The organism is Paenibacillus sp. FSL W7-1279 (assembly GCF_037969845.1).
Classification (GTDB): Bacteria; Bacillota; Bacilli; order Paenibacillales; family Paenibacillaceae; genus Paenibacillus_AQ.
Genome location: NZ_CP150215.1, coordinates 4037062 through 4052485, shown reverse-complemented (window position 1 = coordinate 4052485; position 15424 = coordinate 4037062). Strand labels below are relative to the sequence as shown.

Below are 15424 nucleotides of genomic sequence, written 5' to 3'. Positions count from 1 at the left end.
ATTTGATTTAGCCAAAGGAGAGAATTGATGAAATGAAGCTCAGATTGTTTCGATCCAAAGGTTGGACGTGGACCCTTGCTTTCGCAATGATTTTTCCCCAGCTGTTTATGCCGGCGGGCGCCGATGCTGAGGGGAGCACTAAGCCCGCACACTCGTCGTACGGTCTGGACCTAACGCTGCCGGACACGGTTGATGTAGGTAACCTGGTTGATTACACCGTGACGCTTGCCACTTATGAGACGGCCTCTGCAACCTATGGAAATGTTTATTTTGAAGTGGATACAAGCGGGCCGGGGCACGCGGTTTATAGTTCTGCCGAGGTTCCAGGAGCTGGGGAGGTATCCTTCACTGACCGTTCGAAATTGCATAAAGAGGGATTCCGACTGCCTCCGCAATATTCTAACACCTCGAACTGGACGGTAGAGTTCGATCAGCCGGGAGAATATGTCGTGACCTATAAAGTCATCAGCCGGGATGGAACGGTGGTTGCTGCCACGGTGAAGAAGGTCAATGTGACCTCGGGCCAATCGCAGTATCAGATCGAGATCATGGATCTGGATCAGGCTGGCGTAGGGGAAAACCTGTCTATGCCCGTCACGATCTCCACGAAAGCCCGCGAAACAGAAGGCATTAAGCGTGCCTATCTGCAGGTTTCCAAGACCCAAGGAGAAGGAGATATGATCTTCACCGTTCAGGACGAAGAGGGACACTATCAGTCGATACTGAACAACGGGGAGTACGCCAGGCCGGGCTTCGAACTGCCAGCAGATTACCATTCCACCAAGGATTGGAGCGTCAAATTTTCGAAAATCGGTTCGTACACCTTCAGCTACCGGCTGATCGACAGCGAAAGCGGTGATGTGCTGGCTGAAGACGAGGAATCGGTGGAAGTCGTTCCTGCCTATCAAAATCTGGGCATCCAGGTGTATAACAACTATGTCATGCGGGCTGTATTCGGAAAAGAAAACGGACGCGATGTCGCTTATATGGTTCAGGTCGGCGATCCGGCCCAGCTCGTTGTCGTCGATATTCAGACCGAGGAGACGATACAGGCGATCGATCTGCCGGGGGCAACCGGAGCCTGGGGGATGGCCGTAGCTGCGGACGGCATGGTTTATCTCGGTTCCTACGGCACCGCTTCACTTTACCGGTATGATCCGTCTACCGATACGATCGTCAATCTGGGAGACCCGGCCGAGGGCACGGCCAGCCCAACCACTCAGTTTTTCGAGCTGACCCCGGGAGTGGACGGCAAAATCTACGGCGGTGTCTATCCGTCAGGTTCGGTGTTTGAATATGACCCGGTAAAAGGCTTTACGAATTTCGGCAACCCTGTGCCTGGCCAGATTTATCCGCGGAGCGTGGCATACGACAAGGAAGAGAACATGTTGTACGTCGGAGGCGGCGGAACGAAAAACTACCTCATTCGCCATGATCTGAACACCGATCAGAAGACCAACATCATGCCGGCACAGTATAATCTGACGAGCACCTATGATCTGAACATCGCCGGTGATAAGCTGTTCCTGAAGATGGACCCAGGCTACAAGATGATCGTGTTGGACAAAATCACCGGTGCGGTAATTAAAGACGATGAGCTTATCCACTCCAGAGGTGTGTCCGAGCCGCACGAAGGGAAGGTATACTTTACCTACGGCGGCATTCTAAAAAGCTATGATCTGTCGACCAACCAAGTGGAAGAGATATACACAGGCAGTGAAGTAATCAATTTTGTCTCCAACGTGATTGGCTGGGGCTCAGCTATGATTGATGATCCCGATTATCCAGGTCCGACGCTGATCGGCGTTGCTGGAAATAATTCGGCCAAAGTAATCAAATACAATTTGGAGCGTGGCACGCTGAAGCAGGCCATTATGCCGCTGCCAAAGCAACCGATCGACTTGCATATTACCGGGCAGGGGCCGGACGGCAAAATCTATGCCGGCGGATTCCTTCCCGGCGGTATGGGCATTTATGATCCGGACACAGGCCTTTCCACCAATAACTCGATCGGGCAGACTGAAGGGATGACTTCCATTGGAGACAAAATGTACTTTGGTACCTATCCGGGCGCAAATATTTTTGAATATGATACCACCAAGCCGTGGAGAAGCTCCGGTACCAACCGAACCGTGAACAAGCTGTTTGATTTGAAAACCGAGCATCTGCAGGATCGTCCATTTGCCATGCTAGGAGCGGAAAACATGCTGTTCATCGGCACAGTTCCGGACTACGGGAAGCTAGGAGGAGCCTTCAGTGTTTATGACCCGGCCACCAAGAATTTGTCGGTTCATACACAGATCGTGCCGAATCAGAGCATCGTATCCCTGGCCTACAAGGATGGAAAGATTTATGCAGGGAGCTCCATCCGGGGAGGCCTCGGCAGCACACCGACCGAAAATGAAGCGAAGTTATTTGTATGGGATATAGCGAGAGGAATAAAGGAAAAAGAGATCGTGCCAGTTCCAGGAAAAGGAGCTATCACCTCGCTGATAGAAGGTCCGGACGGGAACATCTGGGGCTTTGCCATGGGAACGTTGTTCATCTATGATCCGTCGTCAGGAGAGGTGATATATCAGGACGAGAAGTTTCCGGATGCGGGCGGACAGTGGAGAGATGCAAGCCTCGTTATCGGGAAAGACGGCCTCGTCTATGGAACGATGAGCGGTAAGCTGTTCTCCATCCATCCTGACGACAAAACATTAACCGTCATGAGAAACCAGGCTGCCTGGTTGTCGCGGGATAACATGGGCAACCTGTACTTTGTGACCAATAATGAGCTTTGGCGCCATGTGATCGAGGATAACAGAGCTGCGGTTACCGAGGTGCGTCTGAGCGCGAGCACGCTGGAGTTGTCCGTTGATCAAACGGCCGAATTAAAAGCGGAGGTTCATCCATCATTTGCAACAGTAAAGAACGTCACGTGGACCTCCAGCAATAGCGCCGTTGCCACCGTCAGCGCTACCGGAGTCGTCAAAGGCCTGCAGCCGGGAACGACGGTTATTAGGGTTACAACTTTAGACGGCAGCAAGACGGCGGAATGCGTAGTTACCGTTAATTAGTTCGGAACTGCAAAAGAAGCAGCACCAATTGGAACATTTGGTGCTGCTTCACCTTCGCAATGGAGTAAATACGACAAAAATTTGAATTGACAGATCATTAAAAATACAAGTAATATACATGTATGTAAATGAGAGGCCGAATGTAAGCGAGTTGCCCAGAAGGGTATAAACGCAGATTGACCTCCATTGGGTATTGTTCGCCATTTAATTATGACAGCGTTTTCTTGGTCGGTTGTACAGTATGAAACTCACTTATTAACGGAGGAGCTGAGATTAATGCTTCGAACGGAATTTATAAAGCCCTCGCTGCTGGAGACGGGGGAAGAGCACCGGCTGAGCTTCATGCTAGCGGAGCCCTGCGGGAGACTAGAACCCCAATCGGATTCAGCGTATAGAATTACCTGCAGCGATCCGGAGACACTTGGGGTGAACGGAAGTCTGATAACCGGGCTTAAGCCGGGCGAGACGGAGGTATCCGTATATTTCCAGGGCGATAGCCCATCAGCGTGCAGCTGGAAGGTGCGGGTACAGCCGGCAGGTATGGATTCAGTCATGAAGCTGCAGGACCATCCGAGAATATTGTTTTCGGAAGAAGAACTCAAGGCATTTCGGGAACGGATTAAGCCGGGCGAGGGCCGTTCTTCGAGGATCATCGATGCATCTCGGCTATGGGAGGAATATTTGGCAAAAGCGGACGCCTATGTGGAGGAAGAAAGCTTCGAGGTGCTGTATCCGTCCATATCGGAGCAGTGGAAGGTTGAGCTGCCTCTGACAGAGCCGAAGCGGGCGCCCGAACCGCAAGGACATACCTTCTTCCCCTTCTGGACGATGTATGCCAGAGCGATTGAGGATCGGCTGGTCGTCATGTCCACGGCCTTCCTGGTGACGAATGAAAGAAAATATGCGGAGCGAGTGAAGGAGCATCTGTTGTCCCTGACTTCCTTCGGTAAATGGTATGAGTTTGACGAGCGGGGTGCGGAAGGAAATCTGAGCAACGCCCACCTGCTGCTTGGCGTTTCGAGTGCCTATGATGCGATTCACCGTCTTCTAACGGAGGATGAGCGGCGATCCATTCGCCAAGCCATTCTGGAAAAAGGACTGCAGCCGCTGGCCATCGATATCGGAAGCAGCGATATGCACAATATTGTCGCAGCCAAGCAGGTGGCGATGGTGTACGGTGCGGCGGCTATCATGGATGAGATCTCGTTTGCCGCCAAATATTTAAACGCCGGACTTACTTATCTTCAAAGCTATCTGGAACGAAAACGGGTGTCCGGCGAAACAGAGGGGCTGCTGTACGACAATGTGGCAGCACGACATGCTTGGATGGCGGCGGATCTTTACCGGAGAATCAGCGGCGATGACAGCCTGGTACAGGACCCGTATTTACGGGAAGAGCTTCCCGAGCGTTTTTTTCGGCTGATGGCGCCGGGGGAGGAGAGCTCGTTCCCGAATCTGTCGGATTCGTTTTCCAAGCTCGATATCACATACCTCATGGCCATGACAGCTACCCATTACGGCCATCCGGCAGCGGTGTGGTACTTGCAGAAGCATGCAGCGGCACATTACAATTCGCTTCTTTATTTGCGGAAAGAGACCTCCCCAAAGAGCCCGTCGGAGCTGTACGGCGCATGTGCTTCAGCGGTCTTCCGGAGCGTAGGCTGGGCCGCCCTGCGGTCAGGATGGGGCGATGAGGATCATCTGCTGTGCTTTGCCTCAAGCAGCTCGGCGAAGGACCATAATCACAGAGACCAGAACAATCTGGTGATCAATGTCGGCGGAGAATGGCTGCTGACCAATCCTGGCTATCAGGATTATGTACCCGGTCCGAAGGCGGATTACACTACCGGCACGGTAGGACACAATTCGCTGCTCGTCAAGGGTCAGGGACAGCTCCACCTGGGAGGAGGCGATCTTCGGGAGGAACTGCTGCTACCGTCATTCGAGGCGGTTGTCGGGGACGCTACCGAAAGTTATGGGGGGCTGCTGAAAGGCTACCAGCGATCTGTCATACATATCGATTCGGCTTATTACGTCGTCGTGGATGATGTGGAACTGCATCAGGATTCAGATGAGGCGGAACTGCTGTTTCATACGACCTCGGCGGTCTTGGACGGTGATGAGCCCAAGGCCCCGGGCGAGAACCTGGAAAGTGACTCCATTGTATTCCAGGGGGAGAAGGCCGCTCTGCAGCTCATGTTCCCCTTTCCCGAGGAGAAGATGCTTTCCCTCCGTGAATACCCAGGGGCGGAGAGCTACGGTCCTTATGTTGCTGTCGGTGGCGCGACGGGAAAAAGACGGCGGTTTCTCACGCTGATCAACCCGCGATTCCAATATGGTGAAAGGCTGGAAATCCGTCAAAAGGAACAGAATGCCGGCAGCCTTACCTACGGTTTGACTGTGGTAAGGCAGAATAGGGCGGAGGATATCTGGCTGTTCTGCGCTGACGCGGCGGAAGCACGCTACCGGGGCATTACCTTCCTGGGAGATACCGCCCACATCTCCGGTGACGGCAAGCTTCATTTGTGGAAGGCGGAGCGTCTGTCCGGCGGGGACATCGCTTTCGAGGCGGAACTGCCTCTAAGCATATACACCGATGCCCGCGATTCAACCTGCTTCGTGCATAATCCTCATCCGGTAGAAGTTCTCTTCAAGCTGAAGCTGATAACTGCCGGCGTGGAAGTCGAACAAACCACGCCACCCGGTTATTATGAATGGAATCTTATGAACATCGGCAGAGGTGGTCAGGCGGAAGGGAGAGAAGCTAAGTGGAAACCGTGACTTCGAAAATCAATAAACCAACTCCTACCAAAACGAGCGCATGGAAACGAATTCGAACTCGTATGTGGAGGGACCGTTATTTGTACCTCTTGCTGCTGCCGGGCCTGCTCTATTTTATCGTGTACCGGTATCTGCCCATGCTGGGCATATCACTTGCCTTTAAAGAATACAGTCCGTTCCGGGGATTTGCGGAGAGTCCTTGGGTCGGATTCGCGAACTTTGCCCGTATTTTCGAAAGCTCCGAGGTGATCCAGGTGATCTGGAATACCCTGACCATCTCCTTCCTGCAAATCGCGTTCGCATTTCCGGCACCGATCTTTCTGGCTATCATGCTGAACGAGGTGGCCAATCCGCTCCTGAAAAGAGGGCTGCAATCCATCGTTTACATGCCGCATTTTCTGTCCTGGGTCGTGGTGGTCGGCATCGTGACGATCTTTTTCCGCAATGAAGGTCTGGTCAACGATGTGCTCCGCGAGCTGTTCGGTCTGCAGCAGACGATTCCTTTTCTGACCGAACCCGATTATTTCCGTGCCTTTCTGGTGCTGGAGGTCATATGGAAGGAAGCCGGCTGGGGGACGATTATCTTCCTGGCGGCGCTCGCAGGCGTTAACCCGGCTCTGTACGAGGCAGCCGTCATGGACGGCGCTGGACGCTTCCGCCAAATCTGGCATATTACGCTGCCCGCCATCCGCAGCACAATCATTATCATGCTGATCATACGACTCGGTGACGTGCTGGAGATCGGCTTCGAGCAGGTGTTCCTTCAGCTGAACGCCTTTAACATGCATATCGGCAATACGCTCGACACCTTTGTGTATTACAAGGGTATTCAACAGTCGGACTACAGCTTCTCCACCGCGGTTGGCGTTTTCAAGGGACTGGTTGGTCTCGTGCTGGTTATGGCCGCCAACAGGCTGTCCAAGCGCTTTGGCGAGCAGGGCGTATATTAAGCGATTCGATTCTTTCAGAGAGGAGATCGACACATGAAGCAAAAATCCATCGCGGACCGTTTGTTTAACGGTGTGAATATCAGTCTGCTGCTTGTTATATCCGCGGTCATGCTGTTTCCGTTTGTATATTTGTTCTCGGTTTCATTTTCCTCGTTCGAGGATTTTTTGGGCAGCAAGTTGCTGCTATGGCCGTCTAAATGGACGACCGACGCCTATGAATATATTTGGGCCTCCAGGACGTTCCGGCAGGCGCTGCTGAACACCTCGGTGGTTACCGTGCTTGGCACCATCGTCAATCTGTTTTTTACGGCGACGATGGCATACGCCTTGTCCCGTCCGATCGTTGGTCAGCGTACCGTTATGTTTATGGTCGTATTTGCGCTCCTGTTCTCGGCCGGCATGATTCCGACCTATTTGGTCGTGCAGGAAACAGGACTGCTTAATTCCATCTGGTCGCTTATTCTGCCGGTGGCCATTGCGCCCTTCAACCTGATTGTCATCCGCCAATTTTTTATGAACATCCCAAGCGACATGATCGAGGCAGGCATTGTGGATGGCGCGAATGATCTGCAGATTTTCGGACGTATCATCCTGCCGCTCTCGAAACCTGCACTGGCGGCATTCAGCCTGTTTTATGCAGTTACGCACTGGAACAACTATTTTGCGCCGATTCTGTACATCAATGATCCGTCCAAATGGACGATTCAGGTGGTGCTGAGACAGATTGTGGTGGTGGGGGAAACGACAGGCACGCTCGGGGGGGATAATATGTTCCTCGAAAATCCGCCTCCGCCCGAGACGATTCAGATGGCCGCCATTCTGATGGCGACGCTGCCGATCCTGATCGTGTATCCGTTCCTGCAGAAGCACTTCGCCAAGGGCGTCATGCTGGGCGCCGTTAAAGGTTGATGACTTCGCACGGCCGGACCATGGCGGCTGTCGAATGAATCATAGATGGAGGTCACACTCCGACATTGATATGAATGGGGGAAAGCTCATGTTAAAGAAACGCAGACTTACCGCAGTAATGGCGGCCTTGCTCTCTATCAGCCTGGCTGCATGCGGCGGCCAACCGAAAGCGGAGGAGCAGCCGAAAGCCCCGGCTTCGGGCGATAAGAGCCCGGCGCAGGCGGATCCAAAGTTTTCGATTACCGCAATCGATTTCCGGTATGGCGATCCGCCGCCGACTTCAAGTCCCGGCATTGACATGATCAACGAGAAATTCAATGTGGACTACAAGCCTGTTTTTGTACCGAACACCGCTTTTGATGAAAAGATCAACGCTGTATTCGCATCAGGTCAGATTCCGGATATGATCGGTTTAATGTCGACCGACTTGAAAAACCGCTACAACAAGTTTGCGAAGCAGGGTGCGTTTTTGGACCTCGAGCCGTACATCAACGATTATCCGACCTTGAAGGCCGTGCCCGATTACATATGGGACTCGATGCGAGTAAACGGCAAAATTTATGCGATTCCACAATATGCCCCGAAGTATCAGGTGGTACCGGTGATCCGCAAGGACTGGCTTGATAAGCTTGGCCTGAAACCACCGACCAATTATGAGGAGCTGAAGGAGGTAGCGCTGGCGTTTACGAACGGAGATCCGGACGGCAACAGCAAAAAGGACACGTACGGGATCGCCATCGGCCAGGATATTAATCCAAACTTTAACCAGGGACCCTATTGGGACCCGGATGCCTGGTACCATCAGGATGCGCAGGGCAACTACATCCCGGGCATAATCGGTGAAGGCCGCCGGGAGTTTATTACGATGCTGTCCGAGCTTTACAAGCAGGGAGCCATGACGAAGGACTACGCGATCCTGAACTGGGGAGACACGAACAAGGAATTTTATTCCGGCAAGGCAGGCATCTTCATCGGAACGCCGCGCGGCATGTCGCAGGACTATATGAACGGGCTGCTGGCGATACATCCCGAAGCCGAGTTTATACACTTGGAGCCGTTCGAGGACCCATACGGAAACAAGGGACTGACGGCTGGAGCAGGGTATAACGGCCTTACCGTGCTGAGCGCCAAACTGGAAGATGAGCCGGAAAAGCTGAAGAAAGTGCTGGAAATGATCGATTTCGGCCGCAAATTCTATCCACAGGATCAGAAGAATGAGAAGAACGCCGATTTTGATTGGTGGTCAGGCAAAGTCGGTTCAGGTTACGTTATGCAAGACGGCGTGCCTGTCTTCAACGAGAACTTCGGCAGAGACGGCCTGGGGCCATCAACGTATTATGTTGATAATTCATCTTGGGTACCGCAGGACTCGGACAATGTATATTCCATTACGTATCAGACCAAACAGCTGGTGGATCTTGTAGCCGCCATTGAAACGATGTACAAGGATATGAAGCTTTATATCAACCCGATCAATGGATTGGAGTCGCCGACGGACAACGAGAAAGGCGCAGAACTGAAAAAGTATGTCATGGATGAGCAGGTGAAAATGATTGCAGGCACCCGTCCCGTGTCCGATTGGGATAAACTGGTTCAGGAGTACATGGACAAAGGCGGAGCCCAGATCGTCCAGGAATACAACGCGAATATAAAAGAGAAGGATCCTAAAGCACTTTTTAAGTGAGATTGGTTAAAGTGACGCTTTATAAATGATCTGTAGAACGGCGGGGCGGGGCAAATCATTTTGCCCCTGTTCTGCATTGGATGACAGGCACCTATGCGAATGCGAGCAGGGGAAGGGGGAGAGATGTATCATGAGAAAGACAGCCAAAATCGGTTTATGGTTTAACAAGCGGTCGGCGGAGTATCTCTGGAGACACGGCCAGGACCAGTTTCAGCTTTATCTGGAGGAGGTGCTTGGGCATGCCGGCATTCCTTATACAAGGTTTGATGATGCCGATACCCTTGAGTCCTATCATCCCGATATCATCGTCGTGCTGCACGCTGGAGAGAAGGAAGAGGATCTGAACCGACTGGAGCAGTGGGCCCGACAGGGTGCGACGCTCATCAGCTACGGTGGATTGAATCGTATGGCCCGCCGGCTGGGCTGTACCCGGTTTGCCATCCGGGATGCGGTGTATGGCGATCTGTCGGGGTTAAAATATGCGCAAGGCATTCCGGTTCTGAGGGCGGTAATCAGTGATCCGTGGATGGTATCGCAGACATCTGTCATGCCGGTTGAAGCAGACGGCGTTCTGCGCCGGCTACGGAAAGATGGTGCCGAGGCGTCCGCGGCCGTCATCAAGTTCCCACTCGGCGGCGGACGGCTGATACGTTGGAACGTGGACATTCCTGCGAACATCGTCATGCTGCAGCAGGGCGGAGGGCCGGTCGTGCAGGACGGCATACCTGCTCCGGACGGAACAGGAGCGGTGGACGAAGGCATTCTGAAGGCGGATGACCGGTGTGAGCTGGACTGGAATGAGGACCGCTCGGTGACAGTGACCGGGATGCCTTATTTTGATACGCCGTATGCAGACTGGTGGCGCGAGGTGATTGTCCGCCAGCTAATGGAGGAAGCGGATGCGCTTGGATTGTCGCTTCCGTTTCTGGATTATTGGCCGGAAGGCGTCCATCAGGTGGCCATGATTTCGCACGACAGCGACTTCAACGTTGAGGAGGCGGCCCGAACGACCTTGAGCGTGCTTAAGAATAACGGCGTCCGATCGACCTGGTGCATGATCGAGCCGGGTTACTCTCCTTCGTTGTACAAGGAAATTCAGGCAGCCGGGCATGAGCTGGCTTTTCACTTCAATGCTTTGGAGCAGGAGAATGGCATATGGAGCGCCGAAGAATTCACACGTCAACTGAGCGTGATCCGGAGCACCAGCGGATCGCCAATCGTATCAAACAAGAACCACTATACCCGGTTTGAGGGCTGGGGAGAGCTCTATGAATGGTGCGAGTTGAACGGCATTGAAGCGGATCAGACCCGGGGGCCGAGCAAAAAAGGAAATGTCGGCTTTCCGTTCGGTACCTGCCACCCCTATTATCCTATTGCTCGTTCTCATGAGCGAAATCGGCTTTACCTGGTGCTGCAGATCGGCTTTCTGACCCAGGATCTGGAGCATCCCACACTTTCGGATGTGTCGGTGATTGCCCCGTTTCTCGAAAAGGTGGCGGAGGTCCGCGGCGTCGCTCACTTTCTGTTTCACCAGCAGCATATCCATAACCTGGAGCAGGTCCGGCATGCGCTTTCGCTTGCCGTCGAAACCGCGAAGCGTCTTGGTTATGCGTTCTGGACGAGCGAGGAGATCACTCGATGGGAGCAGGCCAGAAGATCTGCGGTACTGCGGGTCGGCGCAGACGGAATCCTGATCGCCGAGAATCTTCCGCAGGGAGCGGTATTGCGTCAGCCTTTGAATGCGGAGGCGGACCCGTCAGCTTCACGGACGGAAATTCGCTTTGGGCGCCCGTGTGCAGAAGCATCGAGCAGCGTGAAAACAGCAGCTGAATAACGACGATGAGGAGGAATCAGATCGTGGAAACGTTAGCGATTCATGGCGGAGCGCCAGTCAAGACCGGTCCTTTTGGCACAGGTAAAAGATTCGGGGATGAGGAGGCCGCGCAGCTGCTTGAGGCGCTGGAGCAAAACACGCTGTTTTATCATTTCGGCTCCAAGGTAAAACAGTTTTTGGCCGATTTCAATGCGATGTACGGCCGGGAATACAGTGTGGCGACATCCTCCGGCACCGCAGCCCTTCATGTCGCGCTTGGTGCGGCTGGCGTCTCCGTAGGGGATGAGGTCATAACAAGCCCGATTACGGACCAGGGAACGCTGATCGGCATTCTGTATCAGAATGCCATCCCGGTGTTTGCCGATCTGGAGCCGCACACTTACAATTTGGATCCGGCTTCGGTTGAGGCGCGCATCACACCGAGAACCAAGGCCATTATCGTCGTCCATCTCGCGGGATATCCGTGCGATATGGAACCGATTATGAAGATCGCGAAGAAGCATGGCATCAAGGTTATCGAGGATTGCGCACAGGCCTATTTGACCCGGTACAAGGGCAGGCTGACCGGGACCATCGGAGATTACGGCTGTTTCAGCACGAATGATTTCAAGCATATTTCCACCGGGGACGGCGGTATGGTGCTGATCAATTCGGGAGCGCGCGAGGATTACGAAACCGCTCACGCCTTTGCGGACAAAAACTATCGCCGTCTAGGCACCACGGTTGACCGAGGAACGAGTTATATTGCACCGAATTACCGGATGACCGAGCTGCAGGGAGCCGTCGGAATCGCCCAGCTGAAGAAGCTGCCCTGGATATGCGAGCGGCGTAAGCAATACGGCGACCGGCTCAATGAAGGATTGCAGGGAATCCAGGGTGTCATTCCGCCGCAGGTTGACCCGGAGCATAACTGTACATACTGGTTCTACATGCTGCGGCTTGACCTGGATCAATTGACCTGCAGCCGCGAAGAGTTTTGCAGAGCGCTGGAGGCGGAAGGCATCCCGAACCGTGCCGGCTATATCCCACAGGTGTGCTATTTGCAGCCGCTGTTCCAGAAGCGGCAGGCTTATCCGGGAAGCCATTTTCCGTTTGACGGCAGCAGCGTTTCCTATAAACCTGGCCTGTGTCCGGTAGCGGAGGAGATTCTGGTCACGGCGGTTCAGATTCCACTGAACGAATTCTACTCGCTGGAGGATATTGAGGATATTATTCACGCGGTTGCCAAGGTGGGTGCTTGTTATGCCAAAAGCGATGAGTAATACGGATAAAGCGGGCGGCGGTAAGATCCCGGAGAGGATGGGGGCTTTTGAGCGGATCGGCGTTCCCGCGGACGTGGATGAGAGCCGGTCAGCGGCGGTCTGTCGTAGAGACGACGGAGCCGAACGCATCGTAATCGCTGCCCGGGGATACGTGCTGATTGTGGATCCCGAGACGGGAAGCTGCAGCCAGCTTTATTTTCCGGGGGGCGAGGGCCAGTATCCGTTCGCGTCGGCCAGTGATCCCCGGGGGTGGTTCTATACGGGAGCAGGCCGCTATTTTTATATTGTAGATCCGTTCACTCCAGCATTTGTTGGACAGCACCGGATTCCTGAAGGGGAAGAGGAAGCGGGATTTGCGTTTGCCGTTAAAGGGGATGGACGGGTTTACGCCACAACGTACCCGGGAAGCTATCTGGTTGAGCTCGACGCTTCGTCAGATTCATCACGTACCTTATGCAGGCTGGATTCCGAGAGGAAGTATGCCATGACGCTTGCATGCGGAAGCGACGGGAAGATCTATGCCGGACTAGGCACGACATCGTCGGCCATCGTCTGCTTCCATGAGGAAACCGGCGAGCTGGAGATATTGCTCGAGGGCCCCCCGGATATGCCCGGGAGCGCTGCCGTTCTCCAGGGCTGCAACAGCTCTGTCTACGGCTGGCTGCCTTCAGGGGAGAATGGAGACGGACGATGGTACCGGCTGGGCGAGCACGGGGCGGAGCCAGTGTCGGCGGAGGAAGTCGGTCCATCCCTGTATAAGGGAGCAGGTTACAACAAGCTGCATCTGGACCTTGACGGTGGCCGAACACTGCTGAAATGGCAGCTGTCCGACAGACAGGTCGTCATCATGGAAGCGGACGGGAGCTTGAGCCGGATTCCGCTTTCCTACAAGGGAGGCGGAACATCGCTCTCCCCGCTGTACGGAGGCCCGGACGGCATTCTGTACGGCACCTCCAATCACCCGCTGCATTTGTTCACTTATGATACCACAGCCGGGCGTCTGACCGATTGGGGAGACGATATCGTGGAGCGGGGAGGCGGCGGCAATATAGCCGCTTATGCGGCTCAAGGGAACATCATCGTGGGTGCGGCATATGCAGGCGGCATGGTCCATCTGCTGGATACGGCAAAAGATTGGAATACGGAAGAAGGACCCTGCCGGAATCCTAGGCTGATCTATGAAAATGCCGCTGTCCACAGGCCGAGATGTGCGGCCGCGCATCCGGACGGCCGTCATGTTCTGTATGGCGGATTTCCCGGTTATGGTGCCGCAGGCGGCGGGCTCGGCATCGTGGATGTGCAGGCCGGTCAGGTGGAGATGCTAGAGCACCAGGAAATTGTCAGCGGGCAGAGCACGATTTCACTGGCGGCACTGCCGGACGGCAGGGTATTCGGGGGCACCAGCATTGAAACTCCTGGCGGTGGGATCAGCAAGGCGGGGGAAGCGGCGATGTATGAGTTGAGTTGGCCTGACCGGAAAGTGATTCGGCGCTGGGTGCCGATCCAAGGAGCCAAAGAGATTGCCCAGCTGGCTCCCGGCGTGAACGGCGTCCTGTATGGACTGACCTCGGAATCGATATTTTTCGTTTATGATGCTGATCTGCAACAAGTGGTTCACCGGAGCGATCTTTCTTCATGGGGCCGTATTGTCCGGCAGGGGCTGCTCATGACCGAGCGGGAGGGCCGTCCATTCCTCTTGGGTCTGCTGAGCAGGGCTTTGTTCACCGTGAATCCTGTAAACATGCAGCCAGAGCTGCTGGACCGGCTTCCGGCTGAAGCGACCAGCGGGATCGCCTGCCTGAACGGAGACGTGTATTTCGGTTCCTTTGCTGAGCTATGGCGGTATCGGCTGGAAGAGGAGGGGAATTACTTTTATGAATCGGTTTAATGGGGACATGATGCCGCTGTTAGAGGGAATACATACCCTTGATGCTTGGATGGAGAAGAAGTCCAGACTGAGAGAGCGCTGGCTGCAGCTGTTGGGGGAGCCTCCGGGGCCGGTTGATTACAAGCCGAGTGTGGCCGCAAACAGCGGTGGCTTCCGGGTGATATCAGAGCATGACGAGGAAGATCACACAAGACATAAGATCGTTTACCATTCCCCGGAAGGGGATCCAATCCATGCTTATCTTCTGCTTCCACATGGAAAGCCAGCTGAGGGAGGTTATCCCGCTGTTCTGGCTCTTCATCCGACAACCGAGAACGGAAAAGACGATGTATGTCTGCCTTCCGGTCGGGAGAATCGGCGGTATGGTCTGGAGCTGGTTCAGCGCGGATTTGCCGTGCTGGCACCGGACTCCATCACGTTCGGCGACCGGGTCTACCCAGGGGAAGAGCCTTTTCAAACCGCTCCGTTCTATCAAGAGCACCCCGCGTGGACTGCGGTTGGTAAAATGCTCTCCGATCACATCACGGCGGTCGATGTGCTGTCCTCGCTGCCGCAGGTAAACTCCCACCGGATCGGCGTCATCGGCCATTCGCTGGGCGGCTATAATGGCTGGTTTCTGGCCGGAATGGATAACCGCATCAAGGCTGTCGTCTCGAGCTGCGGGTTTACGATGTTCCGCGGTGATCCGGAGCCGAACCGCTGGGGGCAGCGGGAGTGGTTTTCCCATATCCCTTCCATAACGGACAGCCTGAGTAACGGCTCCCTTCCGTTCGAGTGGCATGAAATCGCTGCGCTTGCGGCCCCGGTGCCGATGTTGATGTGGTGCGGGACGCGAGATCCGATTTTTCCGAACTGGCGTGAGATTGCATCGGGTCTTGGGGAACTGGATGGCTTGTATGATTTTCTGGGCGCTTCATCTGCTTTCGAGTGCTGGATCGGTCATGAAGGGCATGACTTCCCGAGGGATATCCGGCAGCGTGCCTATGCTTTTCTTGAGAAGAAGCTTGCAGAGTAAAATATATACGCGTTCTTTAAGCGGAGTGCATGGAATCCT

General features: G+C 54.3%; 9 protein-coding genes. All 9 read left to right on the top strand.

What is annotated here, in order from left to right; all coding sequences use genetic code 11:
* Nucleotides 1-32: 32 nt before the first annotated feature.
* The 9 genes from MKY82_RS17935 (at nt 33) to MKY82_RS17895 (ending at nt 15385) form a co-directional block, all read left to right on the top strand.
* Complete coding sequence (locus tag MKY82_RS17935; protein ID WP_339294015.1) at nt 33-3062, top strand: Ig-like domain-containing protein; 3030 nt, start codon at nt 33-35, stop codon at nt 3060-3062.
* A gap of 276 nt (nt 3063-3338) precedes the next feature.
* Nucleotides 3339-5843 carry a heparinase II/III family protein gene (locus MKY82_RS17930; protein WP_339294014.1) on the top strand — a complete coding sequence of 835 codons (2505 nt, stop codon included), beginning with the start codon at nt 3339-3341 and terminating at the stop codon, nt 5841-5843.
* Nucleotides 5831-6793, top strand: coding sequence for an ABC transporter permease subunit (locus MKY82_RS17925; RefSeq protein WP_194542986.1), 963 nt, complete (start codon nt 5831-5833; stop codon nt 6791-6793). Before MKY82_RS17930 ends, MKY82_RS17925 begins: the two co-directional genes overlap by 13 nt.
* Nucleotides 6794-6826: 33 nt before the next feature.
* Nucleotides 6827-7702, top strand: coding sequence for a carbohydrate ABC transporter permease (locus tag MKY82_RS17920; RefSeq protein ID WP_194542985.1), 876 nt, complete (start codon nt 6827-6829; stop codon nt 7700-7702).
* A gap of 88 nt (nt 7703-7790) precedes the next feature.
* Nucleotides 7791-9386: an extracellular solute-binding protein gene (locus MKY82_RS17915; protein ID WP_260067807.1), complete on the top strand. Its 1596-nt coding sequence runs from the start codon at nt 7791-7793 to the stop codon at nt 9384-9386.
* A 130-nt stretch (nt 9387-9516) separates the two neighbouring features.
* Nucleotides 9517-11220, top strand: a complete 1704-nt coding sequence (locus tag MKY82_RS17910; protein WP_339294013.1) for a hypothetical protein — start codon at nt 9517-9519, stop codon at nt 11218-11220.
* A gap of 23 nt (nt 11221-11243) precedes the next feature.
* A complete protein-coding gene (locus tag MKY82_RS17905; protein WP_339294012.1) occupies nt 11244-12482 on the top strand; it encodes a DegT/DnrJ/EryC1/StrS family aminotransferase in 1239 nt (412 codons plus the stop codon).
* The gene (locus MKY82_RS17900) at nt 12463-14370 is read left to right on the top strand and encodes a hypothetical protein (RefSeq protein ID WP_339294011.1); all 1908 of its coding nucleotides are present in this window, start codon (nt 12463-12465) and stop codon (nt 14368-14370) included. The genes MKY82_RS17905 and MKY82_RS17900 overlap by 20 nt, the downstream gene beginning before the upstream one ends.
* Complete coding sequence (locus MKY82_RS17895) at nt 14357-15385, top strand: alpha/beta fold hydrolase (RefSeq protein ID WP_339294010.1); 1029 nt, start codon at nt 14357-14359, stop codon at nt 15383-15385. The genes MKY82_RS17900 and MKY82_RS17895 overlap by 14 nt, the downstream gene beginning before the upstream one ends.
* Nucleotides 15386-15424: the final 39 nt, after the last annotated feature.